Here is an 18,827-nt window from a genome sequence, read left to right as displayed (position 1 = left end):
TCACGAATGGATTTCGTTGAGCGCCAATTTACGGTTTTTGCTGCAAGGATTAGTACATGAGTAAAGGATATGTTTGGGTCGTCGATGACGACAGTTCAATTCGCTGGGTGATGGAAAAAACCCTCTCTTCAGCCAACATAAAGTGCGAAACCTACGCTGACGGGGAAAGCGTTTTGATGGCGCTTGAGCGCGAAGTGCCAGACGTACTGGTGTCTGATATTCGCATGCCCGGTATCGACGGATTAGAACTGCTCAAGCAAGTGCAACGTGATTACCCTGATTTGCCCGTGATCATCATGACCGCGCATTCCGACTTAGATGCCGCCGTTAACGCCTATCAAAAAGGCGCGTTCGAGTATCTGCCAAAACCGTTTGATATCGATGAAACCTTAACGCTGGTCGAACGTGCGATTGCCCACAGCCATGAAAACAAACGCGAGCAATTGTCTTCAGAAGATGCCCCAGCCGACACGCCAGAGATCATCGGTGAAGCGCCAGCAATGCAGGAAGTGTTCCGCGCTATTGGCCGCCTTTCTCGCTCGTCGATTTCCGTTCTGATCAACGGTGAGTCCGGTACGGGTAAAGAGCTGGTTGCTCATGCCCTTCACCGCCATAGCCCTCGCGCCAACAAACCTTTTATCGCTCTCAATATGGCCGCGATTCCAAAAGACTTGATTGAGTCTGAGTTGTTCGGTCACGAAAAAGGCGCATTTACGGGCGCGAACAGTGTTCGTCAAGGCCGCTTCGAGCAAGCCAACGGAGGCACGCTCTTTTTGGACGAAATCGGTGACATGCCGCTGGATATCCAGACACGTTTACTGCGCGTGTTGGCGGATGGCCAGTTCTACCGTGTTGGTGGTCACTCTCCGATTCGTGTCGATGTGCGTATTGTCGCCGCCACGCACCAAAACCTCGAAAAACTGGTACACCAAGGCGATTTTCGTGAAGACTTGTTCCACCGCTTGAACGTCATTCGCGTACAAATTCCTGCGCTTCGTGAACGCAAACAAGACATTGAAAAGCTCACACAACACTTTCTGGTACGCGCCGCAGATGAGCTTGGAGTGGAAACCAAAACCTTGCACCCGTCGACGGTCGAAATTCTCAATCGACTCAATTGGCCGGGCAACGTACGTCAGCTAGAAAACATTTGTCGCTGGTTAACCGTGATGGCGAGTGGCAGTGAAGTATTACCGAACGATTTGCCTTCAGAGCTTTTGGAAGAGAAGAAGACCATTTCGGATTCAACCAAAGGCAGCTGGCAAGAACAATTGGCGGACTGGGCACGTCAATCGCTCGCTGCGGGGGATAAAGAACTACTTTCTTTCGCATTACCAGAATTTGAGCGCATTTTATTAGAAGCTGCATTGGAGCACACTAAAGGTCACAAGCAAGATGCCGCTAAAGTATTAGGCTGGGGACGCAATACGCTAACCAGAAAGTTAAAAGAGTTGTACTGACCGTCACTTAAGCAGTGAGTTAACAATGAGAGTGCTTATCGCTCGATATTAACAAAAATGTCAGTACAATTAAGGTGAACCATCCCTAATGTGACTAGGCAATGTCTACTGCAAAGACTCAAATTACACTACGTACTGCTGTACTCATCCCTTTTGTGATGATTTTCTTACTGGCTATCGGTGTGATTGTCTACGTCCAAAAACAAAGCTATGAAGAGGTGGTGACCGACATCAGCGATAAACAGCTGTCGGTGTTGACCGAAAGTGTCTACGACCACCTCAATAGTTATCTGCGAAAACCGTTTACGGCGGTGATGACGCTTGCTCACAACGTGAGTTATCACAACCTGTACCATCCCCATGATACGCGAGATGTCCAAGCCTACTTATTGAGCGCGTTTCAAAACCTATACCGTTCTATTCCGCAGCTGGATGTGATCGCTTTTGGTTCGGAAACTGGCGATTTCGCCGGTTTTCGTCGCGAGATCTCCGACGATTACACGTTGATGGTTCAAGATAAATACACCGATGGTAAGTTAATCATCTACGGCACAGATCATGTCAGTAACGATATTCGTACTGTCATCACGCCTTACGACCCAAGAACTCGTCCTTGGTATCAACCGGTCGCCAAAGACGAAAAACCGACGTGGTCAAAAATCTACACCAATGCGGATGAGCGCCAAGACATCACCTTATCTGCTATGACACCGGTGTACGAACACCAAGAATTTGCGGGCGTATTGGTGACAGACATTCGTATCAATACCTTCAATGAGTTTCTACGCGTCATCAAGAAGAACACCAAAGCATCGGTCTTTATCATGGACCAAGAACACCGATTAGTGGCACATTCTGGCCCAGGCAGCGTGGTGTCTTGGGGCACGAAGTTTTCGGATAAAGGCCAACGCTTGTTCGCCTCTGAAAGCGCAGACCCGATCATCAAAATCAGCGCCTCCCGCGTGCGTGGCTTTGACTTGTACCATACAGACCAACCGTACACGTTTGAGTTTGACCACAGCGGCCAACGTATTTTTAGCCGCATCACGCCCTACTACGATCCAAACGGTCTAACTTGGTTCATCGGCACTTCTATCTCGGAATCTGATTTGCTTGGCCTCTTACCGAAAAGCCAAGAGAAAAGCTGGATTGTTGGTATCGTCGTCAGCTTGTTTGGCATCGGCTTTAGTTGGATTATCTTTGAACGCGTTACTCGACCAATCAACGCCACTGCCGATGCAGCTCAACACCTAGCAAATGGCGATTGGGATAGCTCAATGCCCCAACCTGGCCGTGTGTACGAAACGACCGTGCTCGCAAAAGCCTTTAATGAAATGGCCAGCAACCTCAAAGCCTCATTTAAGGCGCTGCGCGATCAGCTGGTGTATGACTCATTGACTCGACTCTACAGCCGCCAAGGATTAATCGAAATCTGCGAAAACAAACCCAATCTGTGTCACGGTAGTTTGTTCTTATTGGGGATCAACAAATTTAGAGATATCAACGACAGCGTGGGACACCACAATGGTGATCAGCTGTTGGTTAGCATCGCAGAAAGGCTGAAGCAACAATTCCCAGACAACACCATGCTGGCCCGAATTGGTGGCGATGAATTTGCGCTGTTTATGCCAGATATGGATAAAGACGAAGACATCCGTTTAACAGAACGTCGCCTACAACAACTGTTCGCAGCACCATTTATGGTTGAAGGTGAAAGCGTGGTGATGAAGATCTCACTAGGGATTGTGCAAACCAAGCATGGTGAGAACATGCCGCTTTGGCTACGCAATGCCAGCATTGCTCTGAGCTACGCGAAGCAAGATCCACTGACGGGCATTTGTTACTACAGCCCAGAACTCGCGAGCGCATCGAAGTTTCGTACTCAGCTGCTCACGAAGATGCAAACGGGCATCGACAAGCGCGAATTTGTGCCTCACTATCAGCCGATCATCGATCTCGCGAGTGGTAACGTATGTGGCGCCGAAGCCCTAGCTCGCTGGAATAGCGAAAGCGGTATGATCTCACCATTAGATTTCATCCCAATCGCGGAAGAAAGCGGCATGATCAAAGCCATTGGCCAACAAATCTTGCTGCAAGCGTGCCGAGACACATACAAAGCCATCGAGAATAAACAGTGGCCGTCAGACTTCCAATTGCACGTGAACATTTCGGTCAATCAGCTCTCCTGTCCGGCGTTTGTCGACACCGTGACACGAGTGCTGGATGTCACCAAGCTGCCCGCCAAAAACCTCACGTTAGAGATCACCGAGTCGCGCATTATTGATAGCGCACCAACGACTCTGGAAAACATGACGAAGTTGCGTGATATGGGCATTGGCATCGCCATTGATGATTTTGGTACGGGTTACTCTTCTCTTGGTTATCTGCATTCACTGCCGTTCACTTGCTTGAAGATCGATCGCACGTTCATCAATCAACTCACCAAAGAGAACCTCGACAGCTCAGTAGTAGCCGCAGTGATCAATATCACCGCAGGATTAAAAACCAATGTCGTGGCAGAAGGTGTAGAAGACAGCACGCAAGCGCAACTGTTGCGTTCTCTGGGCTGCCATCAAGTCCAAGGTTTCTATTACAGTCGCCCAATTCCTCTGGATGAATGGCCAACACATTTGGTTAACATGAAGTAGAAAAGAGCGAGAATCGTTGAATTCCTAGTCATCCTCTACTGACAATCTACCTAACTGTTATTTATACTTAACTGCAAATCTTACCCATGTATTGTCACAGATAATGTTTGGGCCCTGTTCCAGTTCATAACTATCCGGATCGACATAATGATAACTAAGAATCTTCCTCTAACTGATTTGCACCGCCACCTTGACGGTAACATTCGTACTAAGACTATCCTTGAGCTTGGCCAAAAATTTGGCATTGCTCTGCCAGCGTACGATATTGAGTCTCTCACTCCACACGTTCAAATTGTCGAAGCGGAACCATCTCTTGTTGCTTTCCTTTCCAAGCTTGACTGGGGCGTAGCAGTACTGGGCGATCTTGACGCTTGTCGTCGCGTTGCTTATGAAAACGTTGAAGATGCGCTAAACGCACAAATTGATTACGCCGAACTGCGTTTCTCACCATACTACATGGCGATGAAACACAAACTGCCAGTCGCTGGCGTGGTTGAAGCGGTTGTCGATGGCGTACAAGCAGGCATGCGAGACTTTGGCATCAAAGCGAACCTTATCGGTATCATGAGCCGCACATTTGGCACAGATGCATGTCAGCAAGAACTGGATGCCATTCTAAGCCAGAAAGACCACATCGTAGCAGTAGACCTTGCAGGTGATGAGCTTGGCCAACCAGGCGATCGCTTTGTCTCTCACTTCAAACAAGTGCGTGATGCAGGCCTAAACGTGACAGTTCACGCTGGTGAAGCGGCGGGCGCTGAAAGCATGTGGCAAGCCATTCAAGAGCTTGGTGCAACGCGTATCGGCCACGGTGTGAAAGCGATTCACGATCCAAAACTGATGGATTACCTAGCGGAAAACCGTATCGGTATCGAATCGTGCCTGACGTCGAACTTCCAAACCAGTACGGTCGATTCTCTAGCAAATCACCCACTGAAACAGTTCCTAGACCACGGCGTTCTAGCGTGTCTAAATACGGATGACCCAGCGGTAGAAGGTATTGAGCTACCTTACGAATACGAAGTGGCGGCGCCAGCAGCCGGCCTGAGCCAAGAGCAGATTCGCCAAGCGCAAATCAATGGCCTTGAGCTTGCTTTCATTTCTGATGCAGAAAAAGCAGAACTGAAAGAAAAAGTTAAAGATCGCGTTTAATCAGAGCAAAATTATAAAAAATGCCAGCATTTGCTGGCATTTTTTGTATTTGGAATCGGCAAGCGATGATCAAATCACGCGAGAGAATTGCTGCTGACGCGCTTTTGCTCGCAGATATTTATCGAAGCTCATACAGATGTTACGAATAAGCAGGCGACCACGCAGTGTTACTCGAATTTCATTGTCATCCACTTCCACCAACTCATCATTGATGAACGTTTGCAGCAATTGCAGGTCTTCTTTGAAGTACTGATTAAATTTCACTCTGAATTCAGATTCGATCGCTTTTTTATCAAGCTTAAAGTTACAAATCAGCTGCTTAATGACTTCACGACGGAGCAAGTCATCCGAATCGAGTGAGACACCTTTCCACAATGCGTGGCGAAGGTCATTTACTTGAGCGTAGTACTTCTTGAGCTCTTTTTGGTTTTGCGCGTACGCATCACCAATCATTGAAATGGCAGAAACACCAAAGCCCACCAAGTCACACTCTCCTTGAGTGGTGTAACCTTGGAAGTTGCGATGCAACACACCTTCGCGCTGCGCAACGGCGAGTTCGTCGTCAGGCATCGCAAAATGGTCCATGCCGATAAACTGGTAGCCAGCACCCGTCAAAGTTGCGATCGTGTCTTGGAGAATTGCCATTTTCTCTTCTGCTTTTGGCAAATCTTCGTCTTTAATCTTACGCTGCGCAGCAAACAATTGCGGCATGTGTGCGTAGTTAAAGACCGACAGACGACCCGGCTGCATTTCCAGCACTTGTTCTAACGTCTTCGCAAAAGAGGCTTTGGTCTGCTTCGGCAAACCGTAGATCAAATCGAGGTTGGTCGAACGGAAACCCAACTCTTTCGCACGTGCCACCATCGCAAAGATGAATTCTTCATCTTGCTCACGGTTAACCAATTTTTGCACTTCTTTGTTGAAGTCCTGAACGCCGATGCTCAAGCGGTTGAAGCCTTCACTGCGAAGATGATCCAACATGGTGATCTGAATTTCACGCGGGTCTACTTCAATGCTGATTTCTGCGTCATCACTGAATGTAAATTCTTGGCGTAGCAAGTTCATCACGCGAGTGATTTGCTTTTCAGATAGGAACGTCGGTGTACCACCACCAAAGTGCAATTGCGTCACAGTGCGACCAACGAGCAATGCAGCACGTTGACGAATTTCGTGTTCAAGCACGTCGAGGTATTCATCCGCTTTGTGCGAGTGGCGTGTAATGACTTTATTACAACCACAGTAGTAGCAAAGCTTATGGCAAAACGGAATGTGTACGTACAGCGATAATGGACGCTCTGGGTACTGAGTGCATGCCATATCATAGTCTGAGATGGTAAACGCTTCATGAAACTCCAGCGCCGTTGGGTACGACGTGTAGCGAGGACCGGAATAGTTGTACTTATCCAATACCGCTTGATCCCAGACGATTTGCTGTTTCGATTCAGTGTGTTGATTCGACATGGTGGTACTTTCCGTTAAATGCTAGGGCAACGAAAGCCGTCACCCGATATTCAGAATCGCTATTTTGCCATACGACGATGGCAACCGTGGCAACACCTGATGGCTTTTTAATTATAAATCCAAAGAAGTGCTAGCGTGATCACGATAGCCCCAATGGTCATAAAACAAACCAATGGGGATTATCGTTAAAGCATCTGAATATTGATTTGATTATTCAGTGGCTGGACGTTTTTCTGCAACACTTTGAGTTCCTCGATGATCGCATCTGTTAAGCGGCTTTCCGCTTTCTGACGCGTCAGGTTCTGTTGCATACGTTCTTTCTTGGCAAGTTGCTGACGATCTTCACCGCGCGCCATATCTTTTACGATATGGTAAAGCTCGGAAATTGCAGGGTACACTTCGTCGAAGTTCACACGATTCTCACCTTGAACATAATCCATGATGCAGTACACGCGAATACTGATTTCCGACAAATCGCACTGGCCTTGAATGCCTGCCTGACACAAGGTATGCACATTCTCAAAAATGTTGGCATTACGTTTATCGATCGCCAACTTTTGATGCTTCAGCTGCAATTCCTTTTGCTTTTTCAATTGAAGCAGAAGGTAACCTGCATAAGAAGCCAGCGCGATAATGATCACTGCACCCGCAATAGCTAATAAGGTTACATTCATGGCTTAATTATCCTTTGTAGTCTTCGAAGTTAATATCGTCGAAATCCGCTAATAAATCATCGTCATTACGAGAACCTTTCGCAGAAGAAACGGTAAAATCTTCCTCTTCTTCAGGTTCTAGCAGACCAAGTTGGTCCATTAGCTTTTCAATACGATCAAGCTTCTCATCCACGTATTTTTGTAGACCTGTACCTAGGTTTTCACCCGCTTCAATGCGATCCAACAACACGTTCAATTGCGCGTCATTTTCTAGCATTTCTAGCTCTTGTTCCGCAGATAGACGACGCTCTTGCTTTGTCATCTTCTTCACTGGTTCAACAATCAGAGGGATCTTCTTCTTGCTGCCTAAACGTGGGTCACGATTTTGCGCAGAAGATTGCTTTTTCTGTTCGTTAACTTCTGAGTTGCGGCTACCTGTCTTCAAGCCTTTACGCTTTTTCGCGCGCTTGCGTAGACGGCCTTCAACGTCAGATTCGGTACGGTTACGAGTTACAACAAACTCAGGTGCGCCAGCGGCACCCGGCTTTCTAGATTTCTTTTTACGGCTCATTACTGGGTCTTCCTCAGTAAAATTACATCATTACCAATAAATTCGAGTTCGAGCTTATCCCGCTCAGCAAGGAACTGGAAGGTATCACGGCTAAAGAACACCACGTGAGTTGGGTCATTCTTATAGTGCCATGATTTAAAAGCCTCCACGTCGATGACCATTTTCGTCATCAGGCCAATCCAGCCCCCTGGCTTAACTAAATTCAACCATTGCTTCCACACCACATCGGGATGGTAGAGGTGCTCTATCACCTCTGTCGCTGTCATGAAATCATACTGCTTTTCTAGCACCGCAGTATCTGGGTGATAGTAAATATCGTACAACGCCATGTTGTGCCCTGCTTCTTCTAGCATTAAGGAAAGCGTCGGGCCCGGACCACAACCAAAGTCGATTCCGTTCGATTGTGGTGAAATTCGCTCTGTGATTGGGTCAGCAATACGCGACAAAAAACGTCGATAGCCCATATCTTCTGGGTTGTTCTCATGCAAATCATAGTGAGCTTTTTCAGTTTCCGCATCCAAACGTTGGTCTGGATTAACGAATACCAAGTAGCACTGCTCACATTGAAGATATTCGCGATGCTTATCTTCAAAATAGTGACGAGTATGCTGATTGTGGCATAAAGGACAGGTATGCATGCTGACTTCCTCAAACAGGGATGCGAAACATACCAGAAAGTGGACTCAGATTGGAGAGGCACTGAATACTTTTTCAGCAGTTTTTGTTAAAAAACTTTGTTTAAGAACCCATCGAAAGGCATCAGTGTAGTAATCCCTCTTCAGATTGGTGGTTGCCGAGAAAAAACGGCATAAAAAAAGCGACAGTCAAACTGTCGCTTTCTAAGTGCCATCAAGTGGCGAAACTGTGTTGCACGCATTTAGTGCACCAAGAATCCTTTTGTTTTTCGTGCTTTCCTTGCCAAAAAGTGTTGTTTTTCATCTTCCTGATGAGTTTTGGCTATCCCTTTACTTCCTGTCTTCTGAGCAACTTCCTGTGCCTGATCCTTTCCACTGTCTTAACCATAAGACGAGATGACCATCCGTATCGAGTAGGCTCCTTGCCTACCTAATTCCGTTTTCCGATCACCAAGCTATCCTAGCTTGCGTCCATGAAGACCTTGAATCCGTGGTCTGAAATCCTGCAATTCACCCCCTGTGAACGCTTTCTACTTTACGTAATCCCGACGCACTCACAAGTTAGCAGTAGGAAATATTAGCGATGATTTTTTCGCAAAAATTAAAAACATCAATTAATCAAAAGGTTAAAAATAAGAAGAAGACATTCGCAATCGAAGGTATGGCAAATGTCTTACAAGCTTTCGAGCAGATATCGATGACATCCTCAAAAATCACGTGTGAGCCACATCACCAACAAAAATGCCCCAGCGAAATCGCTGGGGCATTTTTGTACAACTTTGCTCGAACTATGTAGGGGTATCAGTGCAGACCGCCAACGTATTTCGACAGAACTTCGATATCTTCATCTGTCATTTTCTTCGCGATGTCACGCATCATGGCATTCATATCGTTGCCACGGTTACCATCACGGAATTTTTCTAACTGAGCTTTGATGTAGTCAGCGTGCTGACCAGAAATTTTAGGGAAACCTGAAAGCTCAGTACCGTTACCACGCGGACCGTGACATGCCATACATGCCGTTAGACCACGCTCTGCATCACCCGCGGTGTAAAGCACTTTACCTTTTGCTACCACATCTTCAGGTGTCGAGCTTTCTGAAGTTGGTAGAGAAGAGTAGTATGCTGCAAGATCTGCGATGTCTTCATCGCTTAGCGGCATTGCCATGCCACTCATTACAGGATCGTAACGACCTTGTTTACCACCACTTGTCATACCTAGCTTAAGATCTTTTAACTGCTTCTCAAGATACTTAGCGTGTTGGCCTGCTAGTTTAGGGTACATTGCGATTGCACTGTTGCCATCTGCTCCGTGACAGGCGACACAGGTTTGTGATTTTGCTTTACCAGCCTCAATATTACCTTGGGCCCATACTGAGCAACTGGCTAAAAGACTCAAAATTAGCGCTAATTTCTTCATGACATTCCATTATAATTATCAAGCTTCCAGTACCACGGAATGTGAACATACCGCGTACACTCATGGTACAATAGGCGACCTTATGCCGAGCACGGTTATTTTACACAATTTCACAAAAAAGTAATCAATCGACTACACAAAGTCGAGATGGAGTTAACAGTGAGCGTAAAAATTCATTACCAAAATACGCATTTCATCACCAGCGCGCCCGATATTCGCCACTTACCGGAGGACGAAGGTGTCGAAATTGCGTTTGCAGGACGCTCAAACGCTGGTAAATCGAGTGCACTTAACCGTCTAACTAATCAAAAAAGCTTAGCCAAGACATCCAAAACACCTGGTCGTACCCAATTGATCAACCTATTCAAAGTAGAAGAAGGTTGTCACATTGTCGATCTACCGGGATATGGTTTTGCTCAAGTACCGGTAGAGATGAAAAACAAATGGCAGAAATCTTTAGGTGAATACCTACAGAAACGCGAGTGCCTAAAAGGCCTAGTGGTTCTGATGGACATTCGTCACCCAATGAAAGATCTCGACCAGCAAATGATTTTCTGGGCTATCGATAGCCGTATTCCAGTACAAGTGTTGCTAACTAAAGCTGATAAGCTAAAAAGTGGCGCACGTAAACAGACACTTCTGAAAATTCGCAAACAAGTGGAAACTTTCGGTGGTGACGTTTCGGTTGATGTTTTCTCTTCTCTAAAAGGATTAGGGGTCGATCAACTGCGCGCGAAACTGGATACCTGGTTTGCACCAGCACTGGCTCACCTGATTGAAGAAGACGATCTAGAGATGCCAGAGAGCAACGAAGAATAATTAACAATATTTGTTAAATTTTTTCGACACAGCCCTGCCATTTGGTGGGGCTTTTGTTTATCTAGACAAAGCAAAAACCGGAATTTCAGGCAATAAAAATCCCCACCTTCCTGGCAGGGATAACGGGAGAGAAAAATTGGTAATTATTGTTATGTTGCAAAGCATTACTGAACTATCGAATGATTTCAATAGTTCAAAAAGTCATCTGCTTTTCTAATCTTGAGTTTTTTCGTTTACCAAACATTAATAAAGAAAATTAAATTCAATAAGTTAGATAAGTTTCAACCATCAGAAAGGCCGACTTACTTTCTTTCGAGAAAAAATAATAGTGTGAATGGCGTAAATTTACAGGATGAATGAGTCGAAGAAATAACGACAAAAAATCAGTGGAAGTAAGTAGTTAGCGAGAGAGGATTGCGAGGATGGTGCTAAAATGGATAAGAAACTGAGTTAAAAGGAATTTTTCTTTCGCCCAATAAAAAACGCCCCAGTCAAAAACTGACTGGGGCGGCTGAATCAGCCTAATCCAATAACGTGAAACAAAAGGTCTGAAAGATAGAACATCTTACCTCTGTACCCTACGCGATCTAATGTACAACAATTGGTCAGAATTGCAAAGATTTTTTGTAGTTTTTTTTCATGAAAGTTTTATTAAGCAACATTAATTTTCAAATCCAAGTTGCTTTTTTAATGACACAAAAAAGCCAGCGTTTGTGCGCTGGCTCATACTAAATCGACCAAATTGATTTAAAAATGATTAGTGTGCTTGATCCCAGTTGTCACCGTGACCAGCTTCTGCCACTAAAGGCACTTTCAACTCTGCTGCAGATTCCATCAATTTTTGTACTTTACTTTCAATTTCGGACAAAGACGACTCTTCGACTTCAAATACCAGTTCATCGTGTACTTGCATCAAAAGTTTTACGCGACCATTGCCTTCTTCTTGAATCCATTGATCCACTAGCAGCATCGCTTTCTTAATAATGTCCGCTGCAGTGCCTTGCATTGGCGCATTGATCGCCGCTCGTTCTGCTGCTTTACGACGCATACCATTACGCGATTTGATTTCTGGCAGATGCAAACGTCGACCAAAAATGGTTTCTACATAACCTTTATCAGCTGCTGCGCTGCGCGTGTCTTCCATGTACTGCATTACACCTGGGTAACGCTCGAAGTATTTGTCCATGTAAGCTTGCGCTTCACCACGAGGAATGCCCAGCTGTTTTGCCAAGCCGAATGCGCTCATGCCGTAAATCAGACCAAAGTTCACCGCTTTTGCACGGCGACGCTGCTCACTTGATACCTGATCAATAGACACTCCCATGATTTCTGCTGCGGTTGCGGCGTGAATGTCTTTACCGTCACGGAAGGCATCAAGCAGCGCTTGGTCGCCAGAAAGGTGCGCCATAATACGCAGCTCGATTTGCGAGTAGTCGACAGCCAGAACCTTGTAACCAGCAGGAGCTACAAACGCCTGACGAATACGACGACCTTCTTCGTTACGGATTGGAATGTTCTGCAAGTTTGGATCGGTAGACGACAAACGACCTGTCGCAGTCACCGCTTGATGGTAAGAGGTGTGTACACGACCAGTTGAAGGGTTGATCATCTTCGGCAGCTTGTCTGTGTATGTCGACTTCAGCTTCGCTAAACCACGGTATTCTAGGATCAGTTTTGGCAGTGGGTAATCCAACGCAAGCTCTTGCAACACCTCTTCATTGGTTGAAGGTGTGCCAGATGGTGTCTTCTTCACAACAGGTAGGCCCATTTTTTCAAATAGGATAGCTTGCAGCTGCTTCGGCGAGTTCATGTTGAACTCTTGTTCTGCGATTTCGTAAGCTTTTTGTTCAAGCTCTTCTAAACGGGCCGCGATTTCTACCGATTGAGCGCTCAGCTTCATGTCATCAATCAGAACACCAGTGCGCTCAATGCGAGACAAAACAGGGACTAGCGGCATTTCGATTTCTTCGTAAACCGATTTTAGCTTTTCATCTTGTTCGATGTTAGCAAACAGACGATTGTGCAGACGAAGCGTGACGTCTGCATCTTCAGCTGCGTATGGCGATGCTTGCTCAAGCTCGATTTGGTTGAAGGTCAGTTGGTTTTTACCTTTACCCGCGATTTGCTCGAATGAAATGCAGCTGTGTTGCAGGAAACGAAGTGCCAAGCTGTCCATGTCGTGTTTGCCGCCTACGCTGTTGTAAACGTAAGACGCCAACATGGTGTCGTATTTGATGCCTTTCATCTCGATGCCGTAACGTGCCAGCACAGACGCGTCGTATTTTAGGTTCTGACCGACTTTCGCTTGAGCGTCGTCTTCAAGAATCGGTTTCAGCTGCTCAAGAACCCAATCGCGATCCAGTTGCTCTGGCGCATCCAAATAATCGTGTGCGACAGGAACATAAGCCGCCATACCTTCATCGATGGCAAATGACAAACCGACGAGATTCGCCACCATGTAATCAAGGCTGTCCGTTTCGGTATCAAAGGCAAACAGCTCTGCCGCTTTGAGTTTTTCTAGCCACGCATTGAAAGAAGCTTCGTCCAAAATGGTTTCGTACTGACTGCGATCAATCGTTACCGCTGAGGTTTCCATTTCAGCATGCGAAGAAGATGATGATGCTTGCGCAGAGCCTGCAAGCTCAACCGCTTCGACAGTGCCTGAGCCGCCTTCAAGCAATTCGTTCAGCCAAGACTTAAACGTCAACTGACCATACAGTTTGATCAATTCGTCTTTGTTTGGCTCTGCTTTCAGTAGCGACTCTGGTGTTTCTTCCAGTTCCACATCCAGCTTGATGGTAGCCAGCTCATAAGACAGCATAGCGTTGTCTTTGTTGTCGACCAGCTTCTTCGCCATGGTTTTCGAACCGCGGAAACCAAGTGCCGCGATATCATCCAGATTTTCGTACAACTTAGTAAGGCCACCAATGCCCTGCAGCAAAGCAGTCGCCGTTTTGTCGCCCACACCCGGAACACCAGGGATGTTATCGACTTTATCGCCCATCAACGCTAGATAGTCGATGATCAACTCTGGCGGAATACCAAATTTTTCCACCACCCCTTCACGATCCATCACGACGTTCGTCATGGTGTTGATCAAGGTAATGTTGTCATCCACCAGCTGAGCCATATCTTTATCGCCAGTACTGATTAAAACAGGCATGCCTTGTTGCGAGGCTTGGTAAGCCAACGTACCGATGACGTCATCTGCTTCCACGCCAGGAACGCAGATCAACGGCAACCCCATCGCACGAATAACGTTGTGCAAAGGTTCAATTTGGCAACGCAGATCGTCCGGCATTGGTGGACGATTCGCTTTGTATTCTGAATACATCTCATCACGGAAGGTTTTACCCTTCGCATCAAACACCACCGCAATACGTTCAGACGCAAATTGACGCATCATACTGCGTAGCATGTTCACCACACCGTAAACTGCGTTGGTTGGGATTTCACCATTACTCATCGTGCCCGGGTAAGCGTGAAAAGCGCGATATAGGTAAGAAGAACCGTCGATAAGAATCAGCGGATTTTCAGGAATACTTGCCATAATTGTCTGTATCCAAATCAGTACTTAATAGATCTGCCTAGGATGCCATGACTGCTGATCCGAATCTATCTTGTTCGTTCGATCCAGATCGCGGAAATTTTCCGATTTATTCAAGAAAACCACCACCACCTGTGGATAACTCTGTTTATATAACTTATCCACAGATTGTGCAATGATAGAAAAGACAAAAAAATACAAATCTATATTATTGTTTTTAAAGGATTATTTTTAAACAAGGCGAGAAGATCAACGATCTTAAAATGATCATGTCATGTGGAAAAGTTACGGATAGTGACGTCAAATGGAAATCGTAGAAAAGAAAAAAGCGACCCAATTGGGTCGCCTAGCAGAAGTGGTAAAGCCAGTTCCATATCATGGCAGCTTAACCAAGAAGCTATAAATTACACTGGAAGCAATGTGAGCAATGTCGTGTCAAAAAGAATTCGTGCAAGTTCTTGGATAAATGTTTCATCACCTTCTCAACACCAGTTAATCAACTTCTGTTAATCAGTAATTCAACGTCCTTGTGAACTTTCCTCATTCCCTAAGACAGGATTAATAATAATGATTCTCATTTAACAGTCAACAGTTAAATGAGAAAAAATCTCATTTATTTTCACATTGCTTTAATGAAATGCACTCTCGATTCACGAAGATTTATTTTTTCTTCAAACTTTTCAATAAGATACCCATTCCTCAACAACAATCTGAGCATGGCAGGAAATTGGTTTCGAGATTTCACTTTTAGTGTTTTATAGCCTTGTTCTGCGACCCATTCTTCTTGAGCCTCTAACAACATCTGCGCGACTCCCTCATTTCGAGCTTGCGGCGCAACACCACCAAACCAACTATAGAAGGTGTCTTCATCCAGTTCGTAGCCGATTTTAAAACCGACAATAGCACCGTTTTTCTCAGCCACTAGGATTAGGCTGTTTTTGTCTCCAAGACGCTGTGACATCGAATCTAAGGTTTCTCCGTTGGCAAACTCTTTCACTCGAGTGACCACTTGAAGTGCCTCTTCCAACGTGCCTTCACGAATCAGCATTGTCATTGTTCTCTTCTCCAGAAATAAATATACCCAAGCACCTTGGATTTTTTGGGATATACAAGCCTTTTGTAATCCGCCTGAGGTTACTTGGGTATATGCAGACGAACAACTATTGTCGGTCTGGTTTTTCTCACTGAGCGATAATTACTCTTCTGTCGCTTCTCGAGCCATCTTTAGGTGCTGAGCGGCTTGTGCATTCTCTTCCGCTAACCACTCTGCTACGTCTTTTGCAAAGTAAGTCAGGATGCCATCGGCGCCCGCACGCTTAAAGCACAGTAGTGATTCCATTACTGTCTCGCGCTCTTTTAACCAGCCATTAAGAATCGCCGCTTTGTGCATCGCGTACTCGCCCGATACTTGGTAAGCAAATGTCGGAACTTGCAGCTCGGTTTTCACTCGGCGAACTACATCTAAGTATGGCATACCTGGCTTAACCATCACCATGTCTGCCCCTTCATTGATGTCCATTGCGACTTCATGCATTGCTTCATCAATGTTTGCTGGGTCCATTTGGTAGTTTTTCTTGTTACCACCTTTTAGATTAGACGAAGAACCGACGGCATCTCGGAATGGGCCGTAGTAGTTTGATGCGTATTTAGCCGAGTAAGCCATGATTTGAGTATGAATGTAGCCCGCTTCTTCTAGCGCAACTCGGATTGCACCGATACGACCATCCATCATGTCTGATGGTGCAACCACATCTGCGCCCGCTTCGGCATGAGACAATGCCTGCTTAACTAGCACTTCGGTGGTTTCATCGTTCATCACATAGCCATCTTCATCAATGATGCCGTCTTGGCCATGTGTGGTGAACGGATCTAGTGCGACGTCTGTAATCACACCAATTTGAGGCACGTGCTCTTTTAGTGCACGTACTGCGCGCTGAACCAAACCTTCTGGATTGTAAGCTTCGGTAGCGCATAAGCTTTTAGCGTCTTGGTTTACGACAGGGAAAAGCGCGATGGCAGGAACGCCTAGATTTGCGAGGTATTGTGCTTCTTCTAGCATTAAATCAATCGACAAACGCTCTACACCCGGCATGGATTCCACGCTCTCACGACGATCTTTACCCATAAGGATGAACATTGGGTAAATCAGATCATTCACGGAAAGTTGGTTCTCAGCCATCAAACGACGACTAAAATCGTGTTTACGTAAACGACGCATACGGCGTGCAGGGAATGGACCTTGAATTGATACAGACACCATTTTCTCCTTGTCTGGACGGTTATGATGATCAAATCATCTGGTGAACAAAATCATATCACTCTTGATGCACCTTGCGAGTGACAATCTGGAAAAAGGCGATGAAAAAAACTGAAAATGACCCAGCACTCACACTCAAGTATACTTCTCGTACCAAACGGACAAAGTACAGAGAAAGACCATGATCGATACCCACGCGCACATATACGCGAGCGAATTTGATAACGACCGCGATGAAGTGGTTGAGCGCGCCTTAACTCAAGGCATCACTAAAATTTTGCTGCCGAATATCGATCTGGACTCGATTGAACCGATGCTGCAGACCGAAGCAGCGTATCCGGAAGTGTGCCACTCAATGATGGGTTTGCACCCATGTTACGTTGATAGCAACGTTGATCAAACGCTAGAAATTATCCGAGGCTGGTTCGAAAAACACAACTTTATCGCCGTAGGCGAAATCGGCATCGACCTGTATTGGGATAAAACCCACCAAGCAGAGCAAGAGATGGCTTTCGTAACCCAACTCAATTGGGCAAAAGAGATGGATTTACCTGTGGTGATCCACACCCGTGATTCCACCGAAGAAACGCTGACTCTGCTTCGTCAAGAGCAAGACGGTCGCCTGCGTGGCGTGTTCCATTGTTTTGGTGGCAGCTTAGAAGAGGCGCGAGCAATTAACGAGTTGGGCTTCCACCTTGGTTTAGGCGGTGTATCGACATTTAAAAACGGCGGCATGGACCAAGTCATTCCACACTTAGACATGCAATGGATCATCTTAGAAACAGACTGCCCATATTTGGCGCCAGTGCCGCATCGCGGTAAACGCAATGAACCTGCTTACACGTCGCTCGTCGCGCAGCGAGTGGCAGACTTGCGTGGTGAAGAGGTCGCCATCATAGATGCTATCACCACGGAAAATGCAAAAAACTTATTCAAGATTTAAGCAAGACAACAAACGCAACAAGCGGCCACACTAGGTCGCTTTTTTATTGCCTAAATGGTTGGGTGAACAGACCAAACCTGAAACGACTCAACCAGCAATACTGTAGTGTTGATAGACATAACTATTAACTTGTAACCCTACTCACTTCGCATCATGCGTATTCCATCAGTACGCTTCTTGTGACTGTCGACAACTCGACACATTCTTTTCTTATACTGCTATTCGCCTACGTCTTAGCACAGGTGTAAAACAACATGAATACGGATATTGAAATGTGTACACATGGTGCTTACTTGCAACGCGTACCACGCAACTTTTTTCAAAAGCTGCTAGGCATCAAAGAAGTTTATGTTTGTACTAAATGTGGTTACGTGTTGAAAGTTAAGTAGTTAGCCCAAAATAGCAAACCAACCGCAACAAAAAAGCGGCTCATTTGAGCCGCTTTTTACTGTCTAAAAACTGAAGGATTACTCCTCTTCTTCCTCATCTTTACGAGTGTAAAAACGAGCAAAGAACAGACCAACCTCAAACAGTAAACACATTGGGATCGCAAGTAACGTCTGCGAAATCATGTCTGGCGGCGTCAGCAGCATGCCGACAACGAACGCAGCCACAATAATGTATGGACGCTTTTCTTTTAGGTCTTGCGGCGTGGTCGCCCCAGTCCAACAAAGTAGGATAATCGCCACTGGCACTTCGAACGCAATACCAAACGCCATAAACAGCGCCAGCACAAAATCTAGGTAGCTCGAAATATCGGTCGCAAACTCAACCCCACCGAGAGAAATCGCAGTAAAGAAGCCAAATACCAGTGGAAATACCACATAATACGCAAAGGCCACGCCACAGTAAAACAGCAACGAGCTAGAAAACAGCAATGGCATGATCAAACGACGTTCGTGCTTGTACAGACCTGGCGCAACAAAAGCCCAAACCTGATACAAAATAAACGGCACCGCAACAAATACTGAAGCGATAAGCGTCAGTTTTAGAGGGGTGAAAAATGGTGATGCCACATCGGTTGCGATCATCGTCGCGCCTTCTGGTAAACGTTCAACCAAAGGTGCGGAGATAAACTCATAAATGTGGTTAGAGAAATAAATTAGCCCGACAAACACCACCAACACTGCCAAAATTGAACGCAGTAGTCGGTTGCGAAGCTCCAACAAATGACTAATTAAAGGCTGTGTCTGCTCGACGGTAGACATGGCAAACCTCTTATTAAAAATCAGATCAAAAAGGAGCTACCAGTCACTAGTAGC

The 18,827-nt window shown here is 45.9% G+C and carries 16 protein-coding genes; 6 read left to right on the top strand and 10 right to left on the bottom strand.

Annotation, left to right across the window (positions count from 1 at the left end):
• The first annotated feature begins 56 nt into the window (after window positions 1–56).
• The 3 genes from glnG to add all read left to right on the top strand — a co-directional run bounded on the left by glnG (window position 57) and on the right by add (window position 5,260).
• On the top strand, window positions 57–1,460 hold the full coding sequence (glnG, locus tag UF05_RS20005; protein WP_015296072.1) for a nitrogen regulation protein NR(I): 1,404 nt from the start codon (window positions 57–59) through the stop codon (window positions 1,458–1,460).
• A 101-nt stretch (window positions 1,461–1,561) separates the two neighbouring features.
• Window positions 1,562–4,108: a bifunctional diguanylate cyclase/phosphodiesterase gene (locus UF05_RS20000; protein ID WP_045544781.1), complete on the top strand. Its 2,547-nt coding sequence runs from the start codon at window positions 1,562–1,564 to the stop codon at window positions 4,106–4,108.
• A 147-nt stretch (window positions 4,109–4,255) separates the two neighbouring features.
• Window positions 4,256–5,260: an adenosine deaminase gene (gene add / locus UF05_RS19995; protein ID WP_015296070.1), complete on the top strand. Its 1,005-nt coding sequence runs from the start codon at window positions 4,256–4,258 to the stop codon at window positions 5,258–5,260.
• Between the two features lie 69 nt (window positions 5,261–5,329).
• Here add and hemN read toward each other — a convergent pair whose 3' ends face one another.
• The 5 genes from hemN to UF05_RS19965 form a co-directional block, all read right to left on the bottom strand.
• Entirely contained in the window at window positions 5,330–6,721 is a 1,392-nt protein-coding gene (hemN, locus tag UF05_RS19990) for an oxygen-independent coproporphyrinogen III oxidase (protein WP_020839924.1), read from the bottom strand.
• 185 nt (window positions 6,722–6,906) lie between these two features.
• The gene (locus tag UF05_RS19985) at window positions 6,907–7,395 is read right to left on the bottom strand and encodes a DUF2489 domain-containing protein (protein WP_005456843.1); all 489 of its coding nucleotides are present in this window, start codon (window positions 7,393–7,395) and stop codon (window positions 6,907–6,909) included.
• Window positions 7,396–7,402: 7 nt separating this feature from the next.
• Window positions 7,403–7,945, bottom strand: a complete 543-nt coding sequence (gene yihI / locus UF05_RS19980) for a Der GTPase-activating protein YihI (RefSeq protein WP_005496687.1) — start codon at window positions 7,943–7,945, stop codon at window positions 7,403–7,405.
• Window positions 7,945–8,583, bottom strand: a complete 639-nt coding sequence (locus UF05_RS19975) for a class I SAM-dependent methyltransferase (RefSeq protein ID WP_005456816.1) — start codon at window positions 8,581–8,583, stop codon at window positions 7,945–7,947. Before UF05_RS19975 ends, yihI begins: the two co-directional genes overlap by 1 nt.
• A gap of 798 nt (window positions 8,584–9,381) precedes the next feature.
• On the bottom strand, window positions 9,382–9,999 hold the full coding sequence (locus UF05_RS19965) for a c-type cytochrome (protein ID WP_005478649.1): 618 nt from the start codon (window positions 9,997–9,999) through the stop codon (window positions 9,382–9,384).
• A gap of 159 nt (window positions 10,000–10,158) precedes the next feature.
• On the opposite strand from UF05_RS19965, the gene yihA reads away from it, so the two are divergent.
• Entirely contained in the window at window positions 10,159–10,818 is a 660-nt protein-coding gene (yihA, locus tag UF05_RS19960; protein ID WP_005456829.1) for a ribosome biogenesis GTP-binding protein YihA/YsxC, read from the top strand.
• Between the two features lie 516 nt (window positions 10,819–11,334).
• Here yihA and UF05_RS26845 read toward each other — a convergent pair.
• The 4 genes from UF05_RS26845 to hemB form a co-directional block, all read right to left on the bottom strand.
• Window positions 11,335–11,382: a hypothetical protein gene (locus UF05_RS26845; protein ID WP_438356636.1), complete on the bottom strand. Its 48-nt coding sequence runs from the start codon at window positions 11,380–11,382 to the stop codon at window positions 11,335–11,337.
• Between the two features lie 193 nt (window positions 11,383–11,575).
• Complete coding sequence (gene polA / locus UF05_RS19955; protein WP_020904383.1) at window positions 11,576–14,368, bottom strand: DNA polymerase I; 2,793 nt, start codon at window positions 14,366–14,368, stop codon at window positions 11,576–11,578.
• Between the two features lie 616 nt (window positions 14,369–14,984).
• A complete protein-coding gene (locus UF05_RS19950) occupies window positions 14,985–15,419 on the bottom strand; it encodes a GNAT family N-acetyltransferase (protein WP_005459779.1) in 435 nt (144 codons plus the stop codon).
• A gap of 141 nt (window positions 15,420–15,560) precedes the next feature.
• Window positions 15,561–16,622 (bottom strand): porphobilinogen synthase, encoded by a 1,062-nt coding sequence (gene hemB / locus UF05_RS19945; protein ID WP_005489689.1) that lies wholly within the window; start codon window positions 16,620–16,622, stop codon window positions 15,561–15,563.
• A gap of 181 nt (window positions 16,623–16,803) precedes the next feature.
• Between hemB and UF05_RS19940 the strand changes: the two genes are divergently transcribed.
• Both UF05_RS19940 and UF05_RS26690 read left to right on the top strand, forming a co-directional pair.
• Window positions 16,804–17,565 (top strand): TatD family hydrolase, encoded by a 762-nt coding sequence (locus UF05_RS19940; protein ID WP_045544780.1) that lies wholly within the window; start codon window positions 16,804–16,806, stop codon window positions 17,563–17,565.
• 254 nt (window positions 17,566–17,819) lie between these two features.
• Window positions 17,820–17,954, top strand: coding sequence for a hypothetical protein (locus tag UF05_RS26690; protein ID WP_005478679.1), 135 nt, complete (start codon window positions 17,820–17,822; stop codon window positions 17,952–17,954).
• A gap of 78 nt (window positions 17,955–18,032) precedes the next feature.
• Here the strand turns inward: UF05_RS26690 and tatC are convergent, their stop codons facing one another.
• Window positions 18,033–18,773 (bottom strand): twin-arginine translocase subunit TatC, encoded by a 741-nt coding sequence (tatC, locus tag UF05_RS19935; protein WP_005459771.1) that lies wholly within the window; start codon window positions 18,771–18,773, stop codon window positions 18,033–18,035.
• Between the last annotated feature and the right edge of the window lie 54 nt (window positions 18,774–18,827).

The organism is Vibrio sp. S457-15 (genome assembly GCF_000960545.1).
Classification (GTDB): Bacteria; Pseudomonadota; Gammaproteobacteria; order Enterobacterales; family Vibrionaceae; genus Vibrio; species Vibrio parahaemolyticus.
This window is presented reverse-complemented; position numbering and strand designations above follow the sequence as displayed.